The 22,817-nt window shown below is 72.7% G+C and carries 19 protein-coding genes; 9 read left to right on the forward strand and 10 right to left on the reverse strand.

The genetic code is table 11. The features are described 5' to 3' along the window. Window positions 1–104 precede the first annotated feature (104 nt). Window positions 105–1,118 (reverse strand): DMT family transporter, encoded by a 1,014-nt coding sequence (locus ACZ7P3_RS33850; RefSeq protein WP_472087521.1) that lies wholly within the window; start codon window positions 1,116–1,118, stop codon window positions 105–107. Window positions 1,119–1,212: 94 nt separating this feature from the next. Between ACZ7P3_RS33850 and ACZ7P3_RS33855 the strand changes: the two genes are divergently transcribed. Next, on the forward strand, window positions 1,213–2,121 hold the full coding sequence (locus tag ACZ7P3_RS33855; protein ID WP_472087523.1) for a LysR family transcriptional regulator: 909 nt from the start codon (window positions 1,213–1,215) through the stop codon (window positions 2,119–2,121). Between the two features lie 150 nt (window positions 2,122–2,271). On the opposite strand, the gene ACZ7P3_RS33860 is transcribed toward ACZ7P3_RS33855, so the two are convergent. Next, entirely contained in the window at window positions 2,272–3,135 is an 864-nt protein-coding gene (locus ACZ7P3_RS33860; RefSeq protein WP_472087524.1) for a phosphotransferase enzyme family protein, read from the reverse strand. 159 nt (window positions 3,136–3,294) lie between these two features. On the opposite strand from ACZ7P3_RS33860, the gene ACZ7P3_RS33865 reads away from it, so the two are divergent. From ACZ7P3_RS33865 to mgt, 4 genes are read left to right on the forward strand one after another with little or no spacing between them, the layout of a single operon-like run. Beyond that, window positions 3,295–4,227, forward strand: coding sequence for a carbohydrate ABC transporter permease (locus tag ACZ7P3_RS33865; protein ID WP_472087525.1), 933 nt, complete (start codon window positions 3,295–3,297; stop codon window positions 4,225–4,227). Beyond that, the gene (locus ACZ7P3_RS33870) at window positions 4,224–5,057 is read left to right on the forward strand and encodes a carbohydrate ABC transporter permease (RefSeq protein WP_472087526.1); all 834 of its coding nucleotides are present in this window, start codon (window positions 4,224–4,226) and stop codon (window positions 5,055–5,057) included. The genes ACZ7P3_RS33865 and ACZ7P3_RS33870 overlap by 4 nt, the downstream gene beginning before the upstream one ends. Then, window positions 5,057–6,334 (forward strand): ABC transporter substrate-binding protein, encoded by a 1,278-nt coding sequence (locus ACZ7P3_RS33875; protein ID WP_472087527.1) that lies wholly within the window; start codon window positions 5,057–5,059, stop codon window positions 6,332–6,334. The genes ACZ7P3_RS33870 and ACZ7P3_RS33875 overlap by 1 nt, the downstream gene beginning before the upstream one ends. Before the next feature lie 57 nt (window positions 6,335–6,391). Then, window positions 6,392–7,606 (forward strand): macrolide-inactivating glycosyltransferase, encoded by a 1,215-nt coding sequence (gene mgt / locus ACZ7P3_RS33880; RefSeq protein WP_472087529.1) that lies wholly within the window; start codon window positions 6,392–6,394, stop codon window positions 7,604–7,606. Between the two features lie 207 nt (window positions 7,607–7,813). Here the strand turns inward: mgt and ACZ7P3_RS33885 are convergent, their stop codons facing one another. Then, window positions 7,814–10,063, reverse strand: coding sequence for an MMPL family transporter (locus ACZ7P3_RS33885; RefSeq protein ID WP_472087531.1), 2,250 nt, complete (start codon window positions 10,061–10,063; stop codon window positions 7,814–7,816). 384 nt (window positions 10,064–10,447) lie between these two features. On the opposite strand from ACZ7P3_RS33885, the gene ACZ7P3_RS33890 reads away from it, so the two are divergent. The 4 genes from ACZ7P3_RS33890 to ACZ7P3_RS33905 all read left to right on the forward strand — a co-directional run bounded on the left by ACZ7P3_RS33890 (window position 10,448) and on the right by ACZ7P3_RS33905 (window position 13,359). After that, complete coding sequence (locus ACZ7P3_RS33890; protein WP_472087532.1) at window positions 10,448–10,999, forward strand: DUF1697 domain-containing protein; 552 nt, start codon at window positions 10,448–10,450, stop codon at window positions 10,997–10,999. Between the two features lie 48 nt (window positions 11,000–11,047). Next, window positions 11,048–12,082: a ketopantoate reductase family protein gene (locus tag ACZ7P3_RS33895; protein ID WP_472087533.1), complete on the forward strand. Its 1,035-nt coding sequence runs from the start codon at window positions 11,048–11,050 to the stop codon at window positions 12,080–12,082. Window positions 12,083–12,716: 634 nt separating this feature from the next. After that, on the forward strand, window positions 12,717–12,989 hold the full coding sequence (locus tag ACZ7P3_RS33900; RefSeq protein ID WP_472087535.1) for a hypothetical protein: 273 nt from the start codon (window positions 12,717–12,719) through the stop codon (window positions 12,987–12,989). Between the two features lie 46 nt (window positions 12,990–13,035). After that, window positions 13,036–13,359, forward strand: coding sequence for a hypothetical protein (locus tag ACZ7P3_RS33905; protein WP_472087537.1), 324 nt, complete (start codon window positions 13,036–13,038; stop codon window positions 13,357–13,359). A gap of 33 nt (window positions 13,360–13,392) precedes the next feature. On the opposite strand, the gene ACZ7P3_RS33910 is transcribed toward ACZ7P3_RS33905, so the two are convergent. The 7 genes from ACZ7P3_RS33910 to ACZ7P3_RS33940 all read right to left on the reverse strand — a co-directional run bounded on the left by ACZ7P3_RS33910 (window position 13,393) and on the right by ACZ7P3_RS33940 (window position 22,817). Continuing rightward, window positions 13,393–16,119, reverse strand: coding sequence for a GTPase-associated protein 1-related protein (locus tag ACZ7P3_RS33910; RefSeq protein ID WP_472087538.1), 2,727 nt, complete (start codon window positions 16,117–16,119; stop codon window positions 13,393–13,395). Between the two features lie 394 nt (window positions 16,120–16,513). Then, window positions 16,514–17,086 carry a dihydrofolate reductase family protein gene (locus ACZ7P3_RS33915; RefSeq protein WP_472087539.1) on the reverse strand — a complete coding sequence of 191 codons (573 nt, stop codon included), beginning with the start codon at window positions 17,084–17,086 and terminating at the stop codon, window positions 16,514–16,516. A 606-nt stretch (window positions 17,087–17,692) separates the two neighbouring features. Continuing rightward, window positions 17,693–18,439, reverse strand: coding sequence for a sirohydrochlorin chelatase (locus tag ACZ7P3_RS33920; RefSeq protein WP_472087541.1), 747 nt, complete (start codon window positions 18,437–18,439; stop codon window positions 17,693–17,695). 8 nt (window positions 18,440–18,447) lie between these two features. Then, window positions 18,448–19,335 (reverse strand): ABC transporter permease, encoded by an 888-nt coding sequence (locus ACZ7P3_RS33925; RefSeq protein WP_472087542.1) that lies wholly within the window; start codon window positions 19,333–19,335, stop codon window positions 18,448–18,450. Continuing rightward, window positions 19,322–20,101, reverse strand: a complete 780-nt coding sequence (locus ACZ7P3_RS33930; protein WP_472087544.1) for an ABC transporter ATP-binding protein — start codon at window positions 20,099–20,101, stop codon at window positions 19,322–19,324. Before ACZ7P3_RS33930 ends, ACZ7P3_RS33925 begins: the two co-directional genes overlap by 14 nt. Window positions 20,102–20,137: 36 nt before the next feature. Further along, the gene (locus tag ACZ7P3_RS33935) at window positions 20,138–21,250 is read right to left on the reverse strand and encodes an aliphatic sulfonate ABC transporter substrate-binding protein (RefSeq protein WP_472087546.1); all 1,113 of its coding nucleotides are present in this window, start codon (window positions 21,248–21,250) and stop codon (window positions 20,138–20,140) included. 232 nt (window positions 21,251–21,482) lie between these two features. Next, window positions 21,483–22,817, reverse strand: a complete 1,335-nt coding sequence (locus tag ACZ7P3_RS33940; protein WP_472087548.1) for a sulfate adenylyltransferase subunit 1 — start codon at window positions 22,815–22,817, stop codon at window positions 21,483–21,485.

Consider the following 22,817-nt stretch of genomic DNA (forward strand, 5'->3'; position numbering starts at 1 on the left):
GGCAGGGTCCGGACTGGCGGGTCCGGGCCGGGCCGAGACGGTGGTGCCCTCGGGAGCGCGGTCGATGAGGCTGTGGTCGGCGGCAGAGGCGTCGAGCACGGAGATCAGGTGCTGGTGAGTGTCGTGGTCCGGCGTGGGGCGTCTTCTCCGTCGCTCTCCGGGGACGCGGCGCGTGCGGGCACCCCGGCTGTATCGGTGGTCCCGGCTGTGGCGGTGGCCCCGGGACCGATGGCGGTCTTCGTGGTCCGGTGGGCGCGTTCCACGGCCTGGCCCCAGTACGTGCCGGCGACCATCAGGGCCGCGCCCAGGGCGGTGAGCGGGGTGAGACGTTCGCCGCCGAGGGCGATACCCACCGCGGCGGCCCAGACGGGCTCGGTGCCGAGCAGCAGGCTGGCCCGGCTGGCGGAGGTGCGCTGCACCGCCCAGGTCTGGGCGAGGAAGGCGAACACGCTGCAGAAAAGGGCGAGATAGGCCAACTGGGCCCAGGTCGCCGCGTCGGCACGGGCCAGCGCCGGGAGGTCGCGGGCGGCGGGTGCGAGGAACAGCGCGGTGCCGACCAGGGTCTGCACCGCCGTCAGATGCAGCGGGCGGATCGCCCTGCCCGCGGTGAGCCGGCCGACCAGGGCCACGTGCACCGCCCGGACGCAGGCCGCCGCGAGCATCAGCAGGTCCCCGAGGCGCGGAGCGTGGAACCCGTTGCCGGACATGAGCAGACCGACGGCGAGGACACATACGCCGGCGGCGGCGAAGAGGGCGGGAGGCGGACCGCCCCGGCGGCCGGTGCGGTCGAGGAGTGGGGTGAGCACGATGGTGAGGCTGATGATCAGGCCCGCGTTGGCGGCCGTGGTGTGGGCGACGCCGTACGTCTCCACGACCAGGACCGCGGCCTGGGTGACCCCGAGCGGCAGCCCCGCGCGGATCTCGTCCCGGGTCCACCCGCGCGGTCCGCTCCGGGCACCGATGAGAGCCAGGCAGGGGAGTGCGGAAAGGGCGTAGCGCGCGAACAGGACGAGGAGGACGGGCAGGGCGGCAGCGGCCGTCTGGGCGGACAGATAGCTGGAACCCCAGACGAGCGCCACGAGGAGGAGTACCGCGTCGGTACGGCGGGCGTCGGTCACCCGCCCACGGTGCACCGTCGGCGTATATGAAGCCCAGACCCAGTTTCTTAAACGATCTTTTAGCGGACCTACATGGTTGTCCTACACTGACGAGATGGACGAACGGCAGCTGAGGATCCTGCGGGAACTGGGCGAGCTGGGCAGCGTCACCGCGGTCGCCGAGGCGCTGCTGGTGACGCCGTCGGCGATCTCACAGCAGCTGCGGCTCCTGCAGCGCTCGGTCCCTGTGCCGCTCACCGAACGGGACGGGCGGCGCCTGGTGCTCACCGACGCCGGGCAGGCGCTGGCGGACGCGGCCGTCGAGGTGGAGTCGGCGCTGGCCCGGGCCCGGCATGCGGTCGAGCAGTTCGCCGGCAGAGCGGACGGCGAGGTGTCGGTGGCGGCGTTCCACAGCGCGGGCGCGGCGTTCTTCCCGCTGTTGCTGCGCGGCCTCGCCGAGCCGGGCGGGCCGACGGTGGCGCTCGCCGACGAGGACGTACCGCAGGAGGACTTCCCCCGGCTGACCCGCGCGTACGATCTCGTCCTCGCCCACCGCCTGGACCACGCCCCGCCCTGGCCGCGCACGGTGACCGCGACCACGCTGCTGCACGAGCCGCTCGACGTGGCGATGCCGGCCGGGCATCCGCTCGCCGCCAAGCGGCGGGTGACGCCGGGCGATGTCGCCGACCAGCCGTGGATCACCGTGCACGACGGGTTCCCGGTCATGGCCACCATCGAGGCCATCGCGGCGGCGGCCGGCCGGCGGCTCCGTCTGGCCCATCGCATCAACGAGTTCGCGGTGGTCGCCGAGGCCGTCGCCGCCGGGGGCGGGATCGCCCTGATGCCGCGCTGGACCATGCGCCCGCATCCGGAGCTGGTGCTCCGGCCGCTCAGCGGCGTCCAGGCCACGCGCCACATCGACGTCCTGTGCCGTCCCGAGCGCACGGCGAGAAGGGCGGTCCGCACGGTCCTGGCCGAACTGGAGCGAGCGGCACGGACCATCCAGGGCGAGGCGACTCCCTGAGGGGCGCTGAGGGCGCTGAGGGCACTGAGGTGCGCGGGGCCGTGTGCGGCATGCGGCCGCGCCGTGGTGGCGGGACCAGCCCGGTGTCGGGACCGGCCACGAACATTCCGCGGACTCCGACAGACAGCGCGCCCCTTCCTCCGCGGGCGCTCAGAACGGATACCAGCGCACCGTCTCGTCCCCGTTCCGCAGGGACGCCACCCGGCGGCGGAACTCGGCCAGCGCCTCGGGGTTGCTCGGCGCATGCTGGGCCACCCAGGCGCAGCTGGCCGTCTCGCGGGCGCCGCGCAGCACTCCGCAGCCCTCCCACTCCCGCACGTCCCAGCCGTAGGCCTCGGTGAAGGAGGCGTACGCCTCGGCGGGCAGGCCGTAGCGGTCGCGGGAGAGGGCCATGACCACCAGGTCGTGCTCGCGCAGGTCGGCGGAGAAGGTCTCCAGGTCGACCAGGACCGGACCCTCGGGGCCGACGTGCACATTGCGGGGCAGCGCGTCGCCGTGGATCGGGCCGGGCGTCAGACGCGGCGTCAGCGCGGCGGCGGCCGTCGCGAAGCCGTCCCGGCGCTCGCGCAGGTACGCCGCGTCCTCCGGGTCGATCGCGCCGTCCGCCAGCCGCAGCCAGCGCTCCACACCGCCCAGCAGCTCCCGGGGCGGGAGGGGGAAGGCAGGAGAGGGGAGCGCGTGCACGATCCGCAGCAGCTGTGCCAGATCCCGGGGCTCGGCCGGCCGCACCGGCTCGGGCAGCCGGTGCCACACGGTCACCGGGTGCCCCTCGACCAGCAGCGGCTCCGGCTCGGCCGCCCGCACCGCGGGTACGTCCGCACCGGCCAGCCAGCCGGCGATGTCCAGCTCCCGCCGGGCCCGCTCCAGCAGTTCGGCGTCGCGGCCCACCTTGACCACCAGGTCACCGGCGGCGAACACCGCGTTCTCACCGAGGGCGAGGAGCCGTGCGTCCCATGCCGGGCCCGGCAGCACCTTCGCCGCGGCCAGTAGGTCCCGCGCCCGCGCCTCGTCCATCGTCCGCCTCCGTGCCGTTCTTCCCGTGCCGTGTGCGTGCCCGTTCTCCGGCCAGTCTCGCATTCGTACAGGTCGCACCGGGTGCGCGGGCCCTTGACGAGGTGTCATGCCTTCACGACCATGAACACGCCAACCGGATCCGGCGAAGGAGCTGATCCCGTGACGTCAGTGGCCGAAGCCCGACGACCGGCCGGACGTGCCGCCGGACGCGCGGCAGGACGCGCGGCCGGTCACGGCGCCTGGTTCCTGGTCCTGCCCGCACTGATCCCGATCCTCGTCCTGAGCGTGGGCCCGCTGCTGTACGGCATCCTGCTGGCCTTCACCGACGCCCAGTCCGGCCGGACCGCGGCCACCCGGTGGACCGGCGTCCTCAATTTCCAGGACCTGTGGCACGACACGCTGTTCTGGGAGTCGTTCCGGATCGGGCTGGTGTGGGCGGTCGGCGTGACCGTGCCCCAGTTCCTGCTGGCCCTCGGCCTCGCCCTCCTGCTCAACGAGGAGTTACGGCTGCGCCCGTTCGCCCGCGCCCTCGCGATCCTCCCGTGGGCCATGCCCGAGGTCGTCGTCGGCATCATGTGGCGGCTCGTATACAACCCGGACGCCGGCATCCTCAACGAGACCCTGCGCGGCCTGGGCCTGGGCGGCGGCCGGGACTGGCTGAGCGGCCTGGCCACCGCACTGCCCGCCGTCATCGTCGTCGGCATCTGGGCGGGCCTGCCGCAGACCACGGTCGCCCTGCTGGCCGGGCTGCAGAACACTCCGCGCGAACTGCACGAGGCGGCCGCCGTGGACGGCGCGGGCGCCTGGCGCCGCTTCCGCACGGTCACCTGGCCCGCCCTGCGGCCCGTGGCGCTCGCGATCACCGCCCTCCAGCTGATCTGGAACGTCAACTCCTTCGCCCTGGTGTACGTGCTCACGAACGGCGGGCCCGGCGGAAAGACCCGGCTGCCCATGCTGTTCGCCTACGAAGAAGCCTTCCGCTACGGGCAGTTCGGCTACGCGGCGGCGATGGGATGCGTGCTGGTCGCGGTGGTCTCGGTCCTGCTCGCGGTGTTCCTGGCCGGCCGGCTGCGGGACGGTGAGCACGCATGAGGACCCGCCCCGCGGCTCGCGCCGGCCAGTACGCCGCCCTGCTCGCCTACCTCGTCTTCCTGGCCTTCCCGTTCCTGTGGCTGCTGTCCACCGCGTTCAAGGCGCCCCGCGAACTGGGCAGCCTCCATCCCACCTGGATCCCGCGCCACCCCACCCTGGACAACTTCCGGCAGGCCTTCGACGAGCAGCCGCTGCTGCACGCCGCCCTCGACTCCCTGCTCGTGGCGCTCGCCGCCGCCGTCATCGCCGTGGTGCTCGCGACACCGATGGCGTACGTCATGGCGCGGCACCGGTCCTGGCTGTCCCGGGCGGCGACCGGATGGGTGGTGGTCAGCCAGGCGTTCCCGTTCGTGCTGGTGATCATCCCGCTGTTCCTGGTGCTGAAGCACCTGCGGGCGATCGACTCCCTGCCCGGGCTGGTCATGGTGTACGTGGTGTGGGCACTGCCGTTCGCGCTGTGGATGCTCGTCGGCCACGTGAGGGCCGTACCCGCCGAACTGGAGGAGGCCGCGGCCGTCGACGGGGCGGGGCGGCTGCGGATCCTGGTGTCGGTGACGGCACCGCTGCTCGCGCCGGGGATCGCGGCGACGGCGCTGTTCGCGTTCGTCACGGCGTGGAACGAGTTCTTCTTCGCGCTGGTGCTGCTGAAGAGCCCCGGCAAGCAGACCCTCCCGGTCGTCCTCACCCACTTCATCGGCGCGGAGGGCGTCGCCGACCTCGGTCCGCTGGCCGCGGCCGCGTTCCTCGCCACGCTGCCCTCCCTGCTCCTGTTCGCCCTGATCCAGCGGCGGATCACGGGCGGGCTGCTCACCGGGGCGGTGAAGAGCTGATGAGGACCAGAGCCGCCACGGCACTCGTCGCCCTCCTCCTGGTCCTCGCGGGCTGCTCGCCGGGGGGCCGGCACGGCGGCCCCATCACCCTGCGCTTCCAGTCCCTGGCCTGGCAGCAGGAGTCCGTCGCCGCCAACCGCGCACTGGTGAAGGAGTGGAACGCGACCCACCCGGACGTCAGGGTCGAGTACGTGCAGGGGAGTTGGGACAGCGTCCACGACCAGCTGCTCACCTCCTTCGAGGGCGGCGAGGCCCCGGACATCATCCACGACGCCTCCGACGACCTCGCCGACTTCGCCTACGGCGGCTATCTCGCGGACCTGACCGGTCTGCTGCCCGCCCGGCTCCGGTCCGGCATCCCGCAGCGCAGCTGGCGCACGACGGCCTTCGGGGACGGGATCTACGGTGTGCCCTTCCTCCAGGAGCCCCGGGTGCTGATCGCCGACGCCGCCCGGCTGCGGAGGGCAGGGGTGCGCATTCCGACACCCGGACACCCCTGGAGCTGGGCGGAGTTCCGGCAGGTCACCAGGAGGCTCAGCGGCGGCGGGAGGTACGGCGTGGCGTGGCCGCTGAAGGAGCCGGTGTCCGCCACCCTCAACCTCGCGCTGTCGACGGGCGGGCAGCTCTTCCACCGGGGTGCCGACGGCAAGGTGACCGTCCGCTTCGAGGCCGGTGACGAGGTCGTGCCCCGCACCGTCCGCGATCAGGTCGCCATCGACCACAGCGCCCCCGCATCGACGCTGGGCAGCGGTGGTTCGGACACGCTGCCCGGCCTCTTCGCGGGCCGGTACGCGATGGTGCCGCTGGGCTTCTCCTACCGGCAGCAGATCGTGCAGCAGGCCCCGAAGGGCTTCGACTGGGAGGTGCTGCCCGCCCCCGCGGGCACCGACGGACTCACCCAGGGCGTCAGCCCGCAGACCCTGTCCATCGCCGCGGACTGCCCGCACAAGAAGGAGGCCGCCGCGTTCATCGACTTCCTGCTGCGGCCGAAGAACATGGTCCGCCTCGCCCTCGGTGACTGGATGCTGCCCACCGGCACCCAGGCACTGAAGGACCCGGCCCTGCACACCGCGAAGAACGGCTGGGCCACCGGCACCGCGCTGGCGTCCCGCCTCCGGCCGGCGCCCGCCCAGTCCGTGCGCGGCTATCCGGAGTGGAAGGACAAGGTGGCCACCCCGGCCTTCCAGGAGTACTACAGCGGTGCGATCGGCCTGTCCGACCTGCGCAGACGTCTGGAGGAGGACGGCAACCTGGTGCTGGCCCGGTATCAGCGCTGACCACGGGCGCCGTAATTGAATTGAACGAGACGTATCGTCTCGCCTAGCCTCGGGGGCATGACCGCTCCGAACGACCGCGCCCATATCGCCATGTTCTCCATCGCCGCCCACGGCCATGTGAACCCCGGTCTCGAGGTGATCCGCGAACTCGTCGCCCGGGGCCACCGGGTCACGTACGCCATCCCGCCGGCCTTCGCCGAGAAGGTGGCCGCCACGGGAGCCCGGCCCGTGCCCTACACCAGCACGCTGCCCGGGCCCGATGCCGACCCCGCGGCCTGGGGGACCACCCTGCTGGACAACGTGGAACCCTTCCTGGCGGACGCGATCCAGGCGCTTCCCCGGCTGATCGAGGCCTACACCGGTGACGAGCCCGACCTCGTCCTGCACGACATCGCCTCCTACCCCGCCCGCGTCCTCGCGCACCGCTGGGGCGTCCCGGCCGTCTCCCTCTCGCCGAACCTCGTCGCCTGGGACGGCTACGAGGAAGAGGTCGCCGAGCCGATGTGGGCGGAACCGAGGAAGACCGAGCGCGGCCGGGCCTACTACGCCCGCTTCGAGGCCTGGCTGGCGGAGAACGGGATCACCGAGCACCCGGACTCCTTCGCCGGCCGTCCCGCCCGCTCCGTCGTCCTCATCCCGAAGGCGCTGCAGCCGCATGCCGACCGGGTCGACGAGCGGGTGTACACGTTCGTCGGCGCCTGCCAGGGCGACCGCGCCGACCAGGGCGACTGGCAGCGGCCGGACGGGGCCGGGAAGGTGGTCCTGGTCTCCCTCGGCTCGGCCTTCACCAAGCAGGCCGGCTTCTACCGCGAGTGCCTGCGCGCCTTCGGCGACCTGCCCGGCTGGCACCTGGTGCTGCAGATCGGCAGGCATGTGGACGTCGCCGAGCTGGGCGACGTACCCGCCCATGCCGAAGTGCACCACTGGGTACCGCAGTTGGCCGTCCTGCGGCAGGCCGACCTGTTCGTCACGCACGCCGGTGCGGGCGGCAGCCAGGAAGGCCTGGCCACCGCCACACCGATGATCGCCGTACCGCAGGCCGCCGACCAGTTCGGCAACGCCGACATGCTCCAGTCCCTCGGCGTGGCCCGGCGCCTGCCCACCGAGGAGGCCACCGCCGACCGCCTGCGCGAGACGGCCCTGGCCCTGGTCGACGACCCGGAGGTGGCCCGTCGGCTGAAGGAGATCCAGGCCGGGATGGCCGAGGAGGGCGGCACCCGGCGGGCGGCCGATCTGATCGAGGCGGAACTGGCCGCGAGCCGCCGCATGTAGAGCGCGCCCCCGTGGACGGACCGCGCCGGGCCCCGGGCAGTCCGCATCCGGTGCGGATCCGCGAAGGCCCGTTGGTCCCTCCCGGGAACCAACGGGCCCTGTGCCGACGCGTGGAATCAGCGTGCGGAATCGGAGTGTGAAATCAGCGTGCGGAATCGGCGCGTGGAATCTGCATGCGGAGTCGGCGTGCCGAGCCGGAGCGTGGAGTCAGACGCCCAGCCGCTCGCCCTCGCCGCGCACGGGGTCCGCCGCGACCGGCTCCGGGTACTCGTCGTGGGTGAGGTCCGGCAGCCGGTGCAGCCACTTGGGCAGGTACCAGTTGCGCTCGCCGAGCAGGGCCATCACGGCCGGCAGGAGCACCCCGCGGATGACCGTCGCGTCGATGAGGACCGCCGCGGCCAGGCCCACACCCATCTGCTTCATGGACTGCATGGACAGCGTGCCGAAGATCGCGAACACGGCGACCATGATGACGGCGGCGCTGGTGACGACCCCGGCCGTGGTGACCACACCGTGCTGGATCGCGTCCCGGGTCGTACGGCCGCGCATCCGTGCCTCCCGGATCCGGGAGACCACGAACACGTGGTAGTCCATGGACAGGCCGAACAGGATCACGAACAGGAACAGCGGCAGCCAGGTGACGATGGCGCCGACCCCCTCCGCACCCACCAGCGAGGCACCCCAGCCGTGCTGGAAGACGGCGACGAGGATGCCGTAGGCGGCGCCCACCGACAGCAGGTTGAGCACGATCGACGTGATCGCCACCGTCAGCGAGCGGAACGACAGCAGCATCAGCAGGAAGGCGAAGGCGACCACGAACGCGAAGACCGGGACGACGGAGCCGAGCAGCTGGTCGTTGAAGTCATGGCTGCCCGCGACCTGTCCGGCGACCGGCGCCTGGACGCCCCGCACCTTGCCGAGGGTGGCCGGCCGGACCTTGTCGCGCAGCGTGTCCAGGCTCTTGACGGCCTTGTCCATGTCGGAGCCCCCGACCAGCGGTACGGAGACCACGGCGACGTTCTGCGCCGCATGCAGCCTGATGTCGACCGGGCCGCGCGAGGCACCCGAGGAGACCGCCTGCGCACGGAAGTCGGCCAGTGCCCGGCGCACCTCGGGCGCGTCGATGTCCTTGGCCTTGACGACCACCTGGGCCGGCTCGGAGCCGCCCGGGAACGCCTCGTTCAGCCGGTCGTAGGTCTGCACCATCGGCAGCGAGTCGCCGAACTCCTGGTCCAGCGTGAGCTGCTGCGTCTTCATGCCCAGTGCGGGCGCGGCCACCGCCAGCAGCGCACCGACCGCCACGAGCACGGAGACCAGCGGCTTGGCCAGCACGCCCCGCAGCACGGCGGTCCAGAACCGGCTCTTCCCGTCCGGGCCGGGCCGCTGCCGGCGCCTCAGGAACGGCAGCCGCCCCTTGTCGACGCGCTCGCCCAGCAGCGACAGCAGCGCGGGCAGCACCGTCACCGACCCGACCATGGCGACGGCCACCACGATCATCGATGCCAGACCCATCGCCTCGAAGGTGGCGAGACCGGTGAAGAGCATGCCCGCCATCGCCACGCACACCGTGACCCCGGAGACGACGACCGCGCGACCGCTGGTGGCGGCGGCGATCCGCAGCGCGGTGCCCGCATCCCGCCCGGCCGCCCGCTCCTCGCGCTCCCGGCGCAGATAGAACAGGCAGTAGTCGACGCCGACCGCCATACCGACCAGCAGCATCACGGAGTTGGCGGTGTCGCTCATCGGCTGCACATGGCTGACGACGCCCATCAGACCCATCGTCGCCATGATCGCGGTGATCGCCAGCCCGACCGGGAGCAGCGCGGCCACCAGCGCGCCGAAGGCGATCAGCAGGATGCCGAGCGCCACCGGCACCGCCGAGTACTCGGCCTGCTTGAAGTCGTTCCCGAAGGCGTCCTTGTACTGCTTGGTCATGCTGGCGCCGCCGATCTCCTCGATCCGCAGCGACCCGTGGGCCTTCTGCACCCCGGCCACGGCGTCCAGCACCGGCTGGACCCGTTCGTAGGCGCTGTCCGCGTCGCCGCGTATGTCGAACTGCACCAGCGCGCTGCGTCCGTCCCGGGAGACGGCGTGGCTGTCGTACGGCGAGGTCACACCCGTGACCTTGCCGGTTTCCCCGACGGCCTTGACGACATCGGCGACGGCGGCGCGGAACTCGCCGCCGGTGGCCTTCGTGGTGCCGTCCTCGGACTGGATCAGGACGGTCTCACCGGCCGGCTCCTTGATGCCCGCGTCGTCGATGATCCGCGCGGCGGTGTGCGTCTCGCCCTTGAGCTGGTCGTTCTCGTCCACGTTGACCCGGCCCGCGGCCGAGCCGAGTCCCAGGGCGAGGACGACGAACAGCACCCAGATGCCGACGGCGGCCCAGCGGTGCCGGGCGCTCCAGCCGCCGGCGCGGGCGGCCAGACCCCGCACGCGCACGTCCGTGTTCCCCATGACGAGCCATCCCCCTCGTGTGCGGTGACGGCCCCCTGCCGCCACGTCCTCACTTGCTCGACTTCGACGGTAGGGGCCGGACGAGGACGTCTCCTCGTGCTGCCCGGTGAAGTACGGCGGCCCCCGGCTCACCGTGGGGGAGGAGGGAGGCCCCTACATCTATCGCCGGATCTCCGGGGTGCGCCTCGGGGTCGCTCATGGGATGTCCGATCCGCCGACAGAGATCCACTTTGTGATTACGAAAGGTTGTTGAACAAGTCACAGCTGTGTGTAGGTGTTGATCCGCACCCTTGTGATCGGCCAGAGTTTCGCGCAACCGGGCGCACCCGGTACGGCCGTCGTGCCCGCCCCCACGGGGCACGACGGCCGTTCTAAAGTGGCCGGATGACGACCTATGCGGCGCTGCTGCGCGGAATCAACGTCGGCGGCAACAGGAAGCTTCCGATGGCCGAGCTGCGCACGCTTCTGGCAGGCCTCGGCCATGACGGCGTACGGACCCATCTCCAGAGCGGCCAGGCCGTCTTCAGCACCGGCCGCGGCGACGAGGAGTCCCTGGCGGCCGAGGTGACCCGGGCGATCGAGGAGCGGTTCGGCTTCTCCGTCGACGTGCTCGTGCGCGACCACGCCTATCTGAAGGCGGTGGCCGAGGCCTGTCCGTTCCCCGCCGCCGACCTCGCGCCCAAGCAGCTGCACGTCACCTACTTCTCCGCGCCCGTCACCCCGGAGCGCTTCGCGGAGATCGACCCCGAGGTCCACCTCCCCGAGGAGTTCCGCCTCGGCGACCGCTGCCTGTACCTGTACGCCCCGGACGGCCTCGGCCGCTCCAAGCTCGCCGAGGTGCTCTCCCGGCGGCGGAGCACCAAGGACCTGATCGCCACCACCCGAAACTGGAACACCGTCCTCAAACTGGTGGAGTTGACCGCTCCGGCAGGGTGACGGGAACCGCCGGCGGGGACCCGCGGCCGCTGTGCGAGGCTCTGCCCCATGCGCTACATCATCATCGGAGCGGGGGCGGTCGGCGCCACCGTCGGCGGACGGCTCGCCCAGGCCGGGCGTGAGGTCGTGCTCGTCGCCCGCGGCCGGCATCTGGCGGCGCTCGGCGAGCACGGGCTGCGGCTGCGGGTGCCGGAGGGCGAACTCACATACCCGCTGCCCGCCGTCGAGGGACCGGAACCGCTCGGCACGCTGCGCGCCGACGACGTCCTCGTGCCGGCCGTGAAGACACAGGACACCGTGGCCGCCCTGGAGCGCTGGGCCGAGACGCCGGCGGCGGGCGGCGGGACCGCGCAGCAGCGGCTGCCGCTGGTGTGCCTGCAGAACGGGGTCGAGAGCCCGCGGCTCGCGCTGCGCCGCTTCCGGCACGTGTACGCCGCCTGCGTCTGGCTGCCCTCCACCTTCGTGGAACCCGGCATCGTCTCGGCGGCAGGCAGCCCGCTCACCGGCATCCTGCACCTGGGCCGGTATCCGCACGGCACCGACGACACCGCCCGGCGCATCGCGGCCGACCTGGAGGCCGCCCGGTTCGAGGCGCCCGTCGTGCCGGACGTGGCCCGCTGGCAGTACGCCAAGCTGCTCCACAACCTCGGCACCGCCCTGGAGGCGCTGTGCGGGCCCGTCGCCGGCGGGCGGGGCCAGGCCCTGTACGCGCGCGTGCGGGCCGAGGGGGAGGCCGTGCTCGACGCCGCCGGGATCGCCTGCGCGAGCGCCGAGGAGCAGAAGGCGGCACGCGGCGACAAGGTCACCCTGGTCCCGCTCGACGGGGCTCCGCGCGGTGGCGGCTCCTCCTGGCAGTCCCTGGCGCGCGGCACCGGCACCATCGAGGCGGACCACCTCAACGGCGAAATCGTCCTCCTCGGCCGCCTGTACGGCATGCCGACCCCGCTGAACGAGCTGCTCCAGCAACTCGCCAACCGGTTCGCGCGGGAACTCCGGCCGGCGGGCTCCCTGCCGGTCGCGGAGCTGGAGCGGCTGGCCGACGAGGCGACGACGGGGGCGGGGCGAAGGGGGCTCGGCGGCTGAGGGCCCGGTGAGAGGGGAGCGCGGCAGGCGACCCGGCCCGGGTGGCGCGGCGGCCCGGGAGGCGCGGTGGCCCGGGAGGCACGGCGGGTGGACCAGGTCGGCCGACGGCGTCGGCGTCGGCCTGCTCGTCGTTCGGTGAAGTACCGGCGCGCCCCCGGGGGTTGGGGTCCGGCCGGTGCCGCGGAAGGGGTTCCGTCACCCGTCCTGTGCCGTGCCGGCCCGCCGCGGTCACGGCGGCGGGCACCGGCCCGCAGTCACAGCGGGCGGAGCCGCCACCTGTCAAGTCCCTGCCGACGTAAAGAGATTGGCCGATAATCGCCCCTCTGGTGCGGGAGGTGTGTCCTGCGAGTGACACCTGCGCCGGAACTGACGCAGTACCAAGAGCCGACCGCGGTCCGACGCCACAGGGGAGTGCCGGACCGCGGGCCGCCCGACGGCTCGGCGGAACCCCGCGACAGACCCTCTGGGGTGTCTCCCCAGGGTGAAGCGCGTGAACGGGGCGGAGGCGGACGGATGGGCACGACGCGCGGACCACTGCCGTCACGACCGTGGCCCCGGCAGTGACGCGGTCGTGCCCGTGCCGGTTCCGGCGGGCACGGGGCACCCGGTCAACGGACCCGGTTCACTCGGACGAGTGGCGATTATCAGCCCTCTCGGCGCCCGTGCCGCCCACCGGCCTCGGCCGCACCGCAAGGAGTCCGTGGGCGCCCGGCCGGAGGACCTGAAGCGCGCCGACGTCCTGCCGGACGTGAACACGGCTGCCCGGACAGCCGCGTTCACCGGCAGCCGCTCGTACGACAAGGCCGTTCAGGTCATCAGCACACAGACCTACAACCTCGGTAACGTCAGCGCTTCCAGCATCGTCGGCAATGACGGCCGGATCACCACGGGCGGTCGGCAGCCGTAGCCCCAGCCCCGACCGCCTCCCTCGGACCAGGAGTCAGGACACGACTGTGAGCACGTACAACTTCCACGGGAACATGAACCGCCCCGCCGGCATGACCCAGCGCAGCCGCATCGACATCACCCACGGACTGAACCTCGAGGGTGTCATCGAGCTCTCGGAAGGGCTCCTCGAGGCGCTGCGCGCCGAGTACCCGGTACTCGTCGTCCACGGCGACACCATCCGCGGCGCGCTGGCGGAGTCCGAGGCGGACGGCGGGCCGCCCAACCGGGGCCGGATCCGCTCGGCCCTGGAGGCCGTCAGCATCGGCGCCTCGGCCGGCACCAGCAGCCTCGCCTACACCCAGCAGCTCATGTACGTCATGGACCTGTAGACGACGCGGCGACGCCGCCCGCCCCGCCCACGCTCACCGGCGGCCATCCTCGCCCGGCGGCTCCGTCCCGGCGTGCCGGGCCGCCTGCCGGTGCTCGCGCGGCCCGCGTCCGGTCAGGCGGCCCGCGAGCCTGCCCAGCGCCCCGGGGCGGGTCCACGCGCGGTAGGCGTCCAGGCGCCCCCGACCGGTGCGGCGCAGCGCCTCCTCGATCTCGGCCAGGTCCTCCGCGGGCAGCGCGCGCACGACGGGTCGCAGCACCTTGGCCAGCAGGGTCGTGCGCGTCGCGTCCCAGGCCGTGTGTGTCTGCGGGTACGCACTCCAGTCGCAGAAGCAGGCCGCGGCGTACGACGGCACGGTGCGCAGCCGGTCACCGACCCGCTCCGAGCGCGCGATCCGTCCGTACGCCGCGAGGAGTGCCGGATCGCCCGAGCGGGCCAGCGCGTACAGCTCGCTCTCGGGCGCCGGGGCGGTGAGCAACCGCCGCGCCACGGCATCGCAGGCCCGCCGGGCCACCGGCTCCGGCAGGACCTCGCCGGCCCCGTCCCGCAGGCCCAGCACACGGTTCACCCAGCCCTCGCCCTCGGACTCGGTGCCCAGTTGCCCGGCGTACTCCAGCAGCCGCAGCGACGCCTGGTGCGCGGGGCGCAGCTCGGCGGAGAAGCAGCGCAGCAGCCGGGCCGCGAGGGCCGGTACGGCGGGGTCGTCGGCCGGTGCGGCGAGCGCGGCCTCGACCAGCAGATCCCGGGTGCCGGCCACCCGGTGTGCGTCCGAGCCCAGTTCGTCCAGCAGCCGGACCGCCTCCTCCCCGGTGGGCAGGCCCTGCGGCCACACCAGGAGGAGGGCGGTGCGCAGGACGGCGGGCTCGGCGTGCGGCGAGACCCCGGCCGTGCGCAGCACCTCCTGGAACCGCCGGAGCCGGTCACCGCCGCTCCGGTCCGTCCCGTCGGCCCGGACGCACATCCGCACATGCGGGAAGCCGGAGTCGAGTGACACCGGCAGCCCGGATCCCGCCAGCCGCGCCGCGACCCCGGGCGGGTTGGCGGCCGCGAGCGTGTCCAGCGCCCCGAACAGCGCGGTGCGCAGGGCCGGGTGGCCGCGGACGGCGTCCAGGAGGGCCGGGGGACAGGTCCCGTCGCCCGGTCGGCCGTCGGCGGGGGAGTCGGGGCGGCTGTGGGCTGGGGAGCCCGGTCGGCTGTTGGCGGGGGAGCCGGGACGGCCGTCGGTGGGTGAGCCCGGAAGGCGGCCGGGGTGTGCGTCGGCCGGCCCGGACGGTACGGTCCCCGCCGCATGCCCCGGCCGCGTGGTGCCCTCCGTGGCGGCCGGGTGCGCCGCCCGTCCGCTCACCAGGTCCTGGGCGATGCGGCCCGCGAACTCCGCGAGCACGTCCGCGCAGTCCACATCGAGCAGGTCGGCCACGTGCAGCAGGGCCAGCGGCCGGCCGGCGGCCGGTTCGGTCGCGTCGACGATGCCCTGGCGCAGGGCCGGAGCGAGGTCGCGGGCCAGCTCCGCGCGGAGCGCGGGGGTCAGGGAACCGGCACCCAGCGGGGGCACCGGACCCCGGGCGAGCACAGCCGAGGCCAGCACGCGCGCGGCGAGCGGCGCCGACACCGCGGTGGGCACCTGCCCGTCCAGACGGGCCAACAGGGCTGCCAGCGCGGCCGGTTCGTCGTCCAGGGACGTGCCGGTGGCGCTGTACCGCACCTCCCGAGATCCTGGTGTGCCTGGTGTGCCTGGTGTGCCTGGGGTGCTCGCGGCAGGCGGCTCATCGGCCCCGCCCGCCAGCGCGGCGACCAGCGCGGTCAGCGTCTGCCCGGGAAGCGCCCGGACGGTGTGATCGACGGCCCAGCGGGCCGCCGCCGCACGTCCGTCGGCGCGCAGCCGGACGCCGTCGACGAGCGCGGCCACGGCGAGCGGCCCCGGCTCGCCGGAGCCGTCGCGGAACAGCTCCGGGCGCCCGGCGGCCCAGACCCGCGCGCACACGTCGGCCCAGGTGTCCTCGACGGGTCCGGCCTCCGCGCCGGTGGTGCAGTCGTGCACCCGGAACCGGTCGCCGGGACCGGCCGGCTCGGAGGACGGCAGCGCCCCGACGATCTGCTGGGCGGCCCGGCGCGGACGGTGGGTGTACGTGGTGAAGGTCAGCCGGTGCGCCTGCTCGCGCGCCAGGACGGTGCAGGCGAGCGCGATCCAGCGGGCGACATCGGCGCTGTCCTGTTCCACGAGCACGATCTGCCGTGTGTCGGTGCCCTCGGCCAGGGTCCGCAGGTCGGCGAAGAAGGCGGCCAGCCGGTCCGCGCGGGACCGGGCGAACGCCACGAGCCGGTCCCGGCGCAGCAGACCGGACGGATCGAACCGTTCGACGGGCTCGGGCCGCCCGCCCGGGGGCGTGGCGTCGGCCCAGCGCGGCGACTCCCAGGCGGTGATGGGCAGCGCCCCGTCCGGCAGCCGTACCCCGGGCGGCAGATGGACGGCGTGGGCGTGGAAGGTGCCGCGCCGTCCGCCGTGGTCGGCGCCGGTGCACACCGTGCGGCTGAGCAGCATGCCGCCGTCGGGGAGTCCGCTGAAGCCGAAGGCCTTCGGGAAGCCGCTGAGCTGCCCGGCGTCCGGGCCGGCCGTGCGGCCGGGCGGAGGCTCGTACCCGACGAGCTGCTCGGCCTCCCGCAACAGCGTGGGCGGCACGCCGGGGCTGACCGCGGTGCACCGCACACCGGTTCCGTCCGGGCCGGGCGGCGCTGAGTCGTAGTGCAGCTGGGCGAGGCTCACTGGGCACGCCCCCTGCCCGCGCGGTCGCAGCAGGAGGGACGGATCACGGTCGTCATGGCTCAGCGCACCACCAGGCCGGCGAGGAAGTCGTTCTTCGAGCCGCACCGAGGCCGTGTGCCACCCGAACAGGAAACCCCGCAGAGTGTAGGGGGCCGGGCAGGCGGAGGCCGCCAACTCCTGCCCGAAGTCCTGTGCTTCATCGTCGGAAGGCCGTACAGATCGGGACGTATCGCGACCGGACGGTACGGCCGGGACCTGCCCGGCGGCCACGCCGGCTCCAGGCGGCCGAGGGTGCTCCAGGAGGGCAGGCGGTCAGGCGGTCAGGCGGCCAGGCGGTCAAACGGGCTCCAGGCGGTCAGGCCGGCTCCAGGCCATGGTGGCGCCGGCGGGTACGTCAGTGGACGACGTCGAAGACCTGCTTCTGAAGGCCGTTGGAGTAGACGTCGTGCTCGACCGGCTTGAGCTTCTGGGTGTCCTTGTCGGTGGTGCTGAACAGGCGCTTGCCGGCGCCGAGAAGCAGCGGGTAGACCAGCAGGTGGTAGCGGTCGATGAGGCCCGCGTCGGAGAGGGCGTGGTTCAGGGTGGCGCTGCCGTGGAGGATGATCGGGCCGCCTTCGGTCTCCTTGAGCTCGGCGACGTCGTCGACCGAGCGCAGGATCGTCGTACGGCCCCAGTTCGCGACGAGGTCGTCGTCGGTGAGGGTGGTGGAGACGACGTACTTCGGCATCGTCCGGTAGTGCGCGAACTCCTGCATGTCGGGCCACACGGGGCTGAACGCCGCGTAGCTGGTCCTGCCCATGAGGACGGCGGTGGCCTCCTCCTGCTCGCGCCCCTTGATCTCGAACGCTTCGGGGACGAACTCGACCTCCTTGAAGGTCCAGCCGGAGTTGCGGTATCCGGGCTCGCCGCCCGGCGCCTCCATCACGCCGTCGAGGGAGATGAAGGCGGTGCTGATCAGAGTACGCATGGGTCTGTCCTCGGTGTCTTGTGCGGTGTGCCGAACCGATGGGTGGGAGGGATGCGCCGACGGTGCGGGCGCCCAGCACCGTCCCAGGATCAGACCGACAAAAAAATTTGTCAAGCAAGGAAAAGTTGTCGGCGGACCTCTGGAGCAAGGTGTCGGCGAGCCCTCTGGGGAGTTGTCGGTGGACCTCTGGAGGTGATTGCGCAGCGATCTGCGGCCCACCGGCGGTTCACCGAGTGGAGCAGGGCAGGGGTGTGGGCGAGCACGCAGTCACGTTCGCGCAGCCGCTGTCTTCATCCTTGGCCCCGACGGTTCGTACGGCGTCCGGTGGAACCGGTCCGGGCGCGAACTCGGCACCCGTGGCGTGCGGTCGGACGGCGGACACGGTGCGGAAGACGGGCTCGGCGCGGAAGACGGGCACGGTGCGGAAGGCGGCTTCGGCGACGACCGGGCAGGCTCCGCGCAGACAACGGCTACGGCTGCGCCCGCCCGGCGGCGACGGTCGTCCGTACGCGACCGCTACGGACGCAGGTCCGACCGCTTCCCCACGGTCACCGGCAGCGCCTGCACCCCGGGTGCCACGGCAGACTCACCGGACGGGATGACGGGCTAGGCGCCGAGCGCCGCGCGCAGCGGCCGGCGGGTCTCGTCGTAGCGCTCCAGCAGTACCCGCGCCACCTCGGGCGCCGGGCCCAGGACGTCCGCCAGGACGTCCGCGTCTGCCGCGCCGCGCGCGATGCGGTCCGGCAGGAAGCCGGGGGCCAGCACGTACGGTGCCACGGCGACCCGCTCACAGCCGAGGGCGCGCAACTCCCGCACGGCGTCCTCGGTGCGGGGCAGAGATGCGGAGGCGAACGCAGGTCGCACGGCGCACCAACCGGTGTGCCACCACTCCCGCGCGATGTCGGCGATCACTGCGATCGCCTCCGGGTCGGAGGACCCCGCCGAGGCCAGCACGACCCCGGTCGAGGACTTGTCGGCGGGCGTCAGACCCGCCTCGTACAGCCGCCGTTCCAGCGTCGACAGCAGCAGTGGGGACGGCCCGAGCACGTCCGCCTGCCGGATCCGCAGCCGCGGCGGCGCGTCCCGCAGGACGGCCGGGATGTCGGCCTTGGCGTGGAAGGCGCGGGTCAGCAGCAGCGGCAGGGCCACGACCTCCCGTACGCCCTCCGCCGCCAGCGACTCCAGCACCCCGTGCACGGACGGGATGTTGAAGTCCAGGAAGCCGGTCTCCACGCGCAGCCCCGGCCGCTGCGACCGCACCCGCTCCACGAGGGCGTGCACGGTCGCCGCGTGCCGCGGGTCACGGCTGCCGTGGGCGATCACTACGAGGACGGGGCGGACCGGATGGCGCATGGTCGTGCTCAGCTCTTCACCAGCAGCCCGCGGCTGCGCAGCACCCACCGCTCCAGCGGACTGAAGATCAGCAGGTCGATGGCGATGCCGACGAACAGGATCAGGAAGATCGCCTCGAACACCATGGACATGGAGCTGGCGTTGCGGCCGTTCTCCAGCAGCGCGCCCAGGCCGATGCCCAGGTCCGGCGAGGAGGCGATGATCTCCGCGGCCATCAGCGAGCGCCAGGAGAAGGCCCAGCCCTGCTTCAGACCGGCGAGATAGCCCGGCAGCGCGGCCGGCAGCACGATGTGCCAGGCGCCCTTCAGGCCGGTCGCGCCCATCGTGCGGCCCGCCCGCAGGTACAGCGGCGGCACCTGGTCGATGCCGGAGACCAGGCCGTTGGCGATGGACGGGACCGCGCCGAGCAGGATCACCGCGTACATCATCGAGTTGTTCAGGCCCAGCCAGATCACCGCCGGCGGCACCCACGCCACCGACGGCAGCGACTGCAGGCCGGACAGGACCGGGCCGATGGCGGCGCGCACGAACTTCACCCGGGCCACCAGCAGGCCCAGCGGGGTGCCGATGGCCAGCGCGAACAGGAAGCCCAGCAGACCGCGCGAGACGCTGGTCCAGATGTAGTCGAGCAGCGTGCCCTCGAGCCAGGCCCTCTTGAACTCGCTGCCCACGTCGGCGGGGGACGGCAGCTTGGTCGGATCGTCGACGATCTTGAAGGAGAGCAGGGCCTGCCACACCGCCAGCACCACCACGGTGGCGACGACCGGCGGCAGGATCTTGTTGGCGAAGGTCTGCCGGAACGAGGCCCGGCCGCCGGTGGCACCGGCCTCCAGGGCGTCCAGGCCCGCCTCGACGCTCCCCGCGTCCGCGGCGGTCTTCGTCTCAGTGCTGGCCATGACGGCGGATCTCCCCACGCAGGACTTCGGTGATCTCCAAGGACAGTTCGGCGACCGGCGCGTCCTCGATGCGCCGCGGCTGCGGAATCTCCACCCGCCACTCGCGGGCCACCCGGCCGGGCCGGGAGGACAGCAGCACGACCCGCTGTGCGAGCCGTACCGCCTCGCGCACGTTGTGCGTGACGAAGAGGACCGACACGCCCGTCTCCTCCCAGATCCGGGTCAGCTCGTCGTGCAGCAGGTCACGGGTGATCGCGTCCAGTGCCGCGAACGGCTCGTCCATCAGCAGCAGCCGGCTGTCCTGGGCCAGCGCCCGGGCCATGGCCACGCGCTGGCGCATGCCGCCGGACAGCTCGTGCACCCGCTTGCCGTACGAGCCCTGCAGCCGGACCAGTTCGAGCAGCCGTTCGGCCCGCTCGCGCCGCTCGCTCTTGGGAACCCCTCCCAGCTTCAGGGCGAGTTCGATGTTCTTGCCCGCGGTCAGCCACGGGAACAGGGCGTGCTCCTGGAACATCAGAGCCGGACGCCCGTGGGTCGTGATGTTGCCGGCGGTGGGCTCGTCGAGCCCCGCCACCAGGTTCAGCAGGGTCGACTTGCCGCAGCCCGAGGCCCCCAGGAGGGTGACGAACTCGCCCGGGGCGACATCGAGACTGATGTCGTCCAGTACGAGCTGCTGCCCGGCCGGTCCCGCGAAGGACTTCGAGACGTGCTCAAGGCGTGCCGCGTGCTCGACGGTCTCGGCCGCCTTGGCGAAAGTCGTGGACATGGTCGTCACCTCCTGGGAACTCTCCGGCTAGGGGGCTTACTTGACGCCGAGTCCGGCGTCGCCGACGGTGTTCTTTCCTTCGGCCGTGAGGACCTTGTTCAGGAGCGTGAGGTCATAGATGCCGTCCAGCTTCGGGTTCTCCAGCAGGCCCGCCTTGACGGCGTGCTGAGCCTCGGTGTCGAGAGTCGCGGCCAGCGGGTCGTCGGTGAACCGGATGGACTTCCACGCCGGATCCAGGACATCGGCGGGCAGGGCCTTGCCCGAGTCGGACGCCAGCTGCCTGTTCGCGGCGGCCTTCGCCTCGTCGGGGTTGGCGTTGATCCACTTGTTGGTCTCGACCGACGCCTTCAGCACCGCCTCGACGGCCTTCGGGTGCTCCTTCAGGAAGTTCTGGCGCACGATGATGTTCGTGATGACGAACTTCTTGTCAGGCCACAGCGTGGACTCGTCCAGCAGCACCCTGCCGCCCTCGGCGACCAGCTTGGACGCGGTCGGCTCCGGCACCCAGGCGCCGTCGACGGAACCGGACTTGAAGGCGTCCGGGGTCACCTTGTTGTCCGTGCGGACGACGGACACGTCACCCTTGCCGCTCTCGGCGTCGACCTTCCAGCCCTGCTCGGCCACCCAGTCGAGGAACGCCACGTCCTGCGTGTTGCCGAGCTGGGGCGTCGCGATCTTCTTGCCCTTGACGTCCCTCAGGGACGTGATCTTCTTCGGGTTCACGACCAGCTTCACGCCGCCGGACGCCGAACCGCCGATGATGCGCAGGTTCTTGCCGTCGGACTTGGTGTAGCCGTTGACCGCGGGAGAGGGACCGATCCAGCCGATGTCGATGGACCCGGAGTTCAGCGCCTCGATCTCGGAGGGACCCGCGTTGAAGATCTGGTAGTCGGCCTTGGTGGCGCCCAGCTCCTTCTGGAAGAAGCCCTTCTGGTTGCCGACCAGCGCGGTTCCGTGGGTGAGGTTCCCGAAGTACCCGATCTTGACGGAGTCCAGGCCGTCGATCTTCTTGGCTCCGGCGGCGATCTTCGCCTCGGAGGTGTCGTTCTTGGACTCGGACCCGTAGCTGCAGGCGGCGAGCGTGAGCAGGGGGAGTGCGGCGAGGGCGGCTATGCCGCTGCGAAGCAGGGACGAGCGGTTGGCAGGCACGGGAGGCGTTCCTCTCGTTGGCCCGGCGGTCACGGTCTTTCAGGTCGTGGCCGGGAGGTCGGCAGGTCTTCGTCGCTTCCGGGACGTCGGGTGGGGGGCCGGGGCGCGCAGGCAGTGCGCGTACGTCAGCGCGCACATCGCGCCACCCCACCCTGCCCGCTGCCGAGGGCGCCGCTGCCGACGCGGCCGCCCTCCTTCGCGAACGTCGAGTAGACGTCGTTCGGGTTCATGGTCAGAAGTCCCAGCCGTCTTCTTCGGTCTCGTCCTTGACCGGCTCGGGGGCCGCGAACGACTCGCCGACCATGCCCGCGGTCAGCGTGGTTCCGTCGCCCGGGTCGATCAGGATGAAGGAGCCGGTGCGGCGCGAGTCGGCGTACGAGTCCAGCGGCAGCGGCTCCGCGGTGCGGATCTTGACCCGGCCGATGTCGTTGGCGACGAGCTGTCCCGGGTGCGGGTGCAGGGACAGGTCGTCGAGGGTGAGACGGGACGGGATGTCCTTGACGATCGCCTTGACCGTGCGGGTGCCGTGCTTGAGCAGCACCCGGTGCCCGACGGTCAGCGGCTGGTCGGCGACGTGGCAGACGGTCGCCTCCACGTCCTGCGTGGTGGCCGGCGCGTCCTTCGTCGGCACGATCAGGTCGCCGCGCGAGACGTCGATGTCGTCCGCCAGCTGCACCGTCACCGACTGCGTCGTCCAGGCCACCTCGACCGGCTCACCGAGCAGGTCGATGCCGGAGACCGTCGTCGTACGGCCGGACGGCAGGACCGTGACCGGCTCGCCGACCCGGAACGTACCGGCCGCGATCTGGCCCGCGTAGCCCCGGTAGTCCGGGTGCTCGGCGGTCTGCGGCCGGATCACGTACTGCACGGGCAGCCGGGCGTGGCAGTGCGCCAGGTCGTGGCTGACCGGGACGGTCTCCAGGTGTTCCAGGACGGTGGGGCCGCCGTACCAGTCCATGGTCGCGGACGGCTCCACCACGTTGTCGCCGGCGAGCGCCGAGATCGGGATCGCGGTGACCTCGGGGACGCCCAGCTCGGTCGCGTACGCCGTGAACTCCTCGGCGATCGCGGCGAAGACGGACTCCTGGTAGTCGACGAGGTCCATCTTGTTGACGGCGAGGACCACGTGCGGCACCCGCAGCAGCGCGGCGATCGCCGCGTGCCGGCGGGTCTGCTCGACCACGCCGTTGCGTGCGTCGACCAGGACCACGGTCAGCTCGGCCGTGGAGGCACCCGTCACCATGTTGCGGGTGTACTGCACATGGCCCGGCGTGTCGGCGAGGATGAACCGGCGGCGGGGGGTGGCGAAGTAGCGGTACGCCACGTCGATCGTGATGCCCTGCTCGCGCTCGGCACGCAGGCCGTCGGTGAGCAGCGCGAGGTCGGGTCCGTCCTGGCCGCGGCTCGCGGACGCCCGCTCCACGGCCTCCAGCTGGTCGGTGAGGACCGACTTGGAGTCGTGCAGCAGCCGTCCGACGAGCGTGGACTTGCCGTCGTCCACGGAGCCGGCGGTGGCGAACCGCAGCAGGGTGGTGGCCGAGAGCGCCTCGGTGGTGGTCGTGCTCAT

Source organism: Streptomyces sp. NPDC107581 (assembly GCF_055657175.1).

Bases quoted from the DNA above. Each gene is read 5' to 3' on its own strand.
- ACZ7P3_RS33855 (WP_472087523.1), top strand. From the start codon at position 1,213: ATGGACGAACGGCAGCTGAGGATCCTGCGGGAACTGGGCGAGCTGGGC.
- ACZ7P3_RS33860 (WP_472087524.1), bottom strand. From the start codon at position 3,135: ATGGACGAGGCGCGGGCGCGGGACCTACTGGCCGCGGCGAAGGTGCTG.
- ACZ7P3_RS33870 (WP_472087526.1), top strand. From the start codon at position 4,224: ATGAGGACCCGCCCCGCGGCTCGCGCCGGCCAGTACGCCGCCCTGCTC.
- ACZ7P3_RS33875 (WP_472087527.1), top strand. From the start codon at position 5,057: ATGAGGACCAGAGCCGCCACGGCACTCGTCGCCCTCCTCCTGGTCCTC.
- mgt (WP_472087529.1), top strand. From the start codon at position 6,392: ATGACCGCTCCGAACGACCGCGCCCATATCGCCATGTTCTCCATCGCC.
- ACZ7P3_RS33885 (WP_472087531.1), bottom strand. From the start codon at position 10,063: ATGGGGAACACGGACGTGCGCGTGCGGGGTCTGGCCGCCCGCGCCGGC.
- ACZ7P3_RS33890 (WP_472087532.1), top strand. From the start codon at position 10,448: ATGACGACCTATGCGGCGCTGCTGCGCGGAATCAACGTCGGCGGCAAC.
- ACZ7P3_RS33895 (WP_472087533.1), top strand. From the start codon at position 11,048: ATGCGCTACATCATCATCGGAGCGGGGGCGGTCGGCGCCACCGTCGGC.
- ACZ7P3_RS33915 (WP_472087539.1), bottom strand. From the start codon at position 17,086: ATGCGTACTCTGATCAGCACCGCCTTCATCTCCCTCGACGGCGTGATG.
- ACZ7P3_RS33920 (WP_472087541.1), bottom strand. From the start codon at position 18,439: ATGCGCCATCCGGTCCGCCCCGTCCTCGTAGTGATCGCCCACGGCAGC.
- ACZ7P3_RS33925 (WP_472087542.1), bottom strand. From the start codon at position 19,335: ATGGCCAGCACTGAGACGAAGACCGCCGCGGACGCGGGGAGCGTCGAG.
- ACZ7P3_RS33930 (WP_472087544.1), bottom strand. From the start codon at position 20,101: ATGTCCACGACTTTCGCCAAGGCGGCCGAGACCGTCGAGCACGCGGCA.
- ACZ7P3_RS33940 (WP_472087548.1), bottom strand. From the start codon at position 22,817: ATGAGCACGACCACCACCGAGGCGCTCTCGGCCACCACCCTGCTGCGG.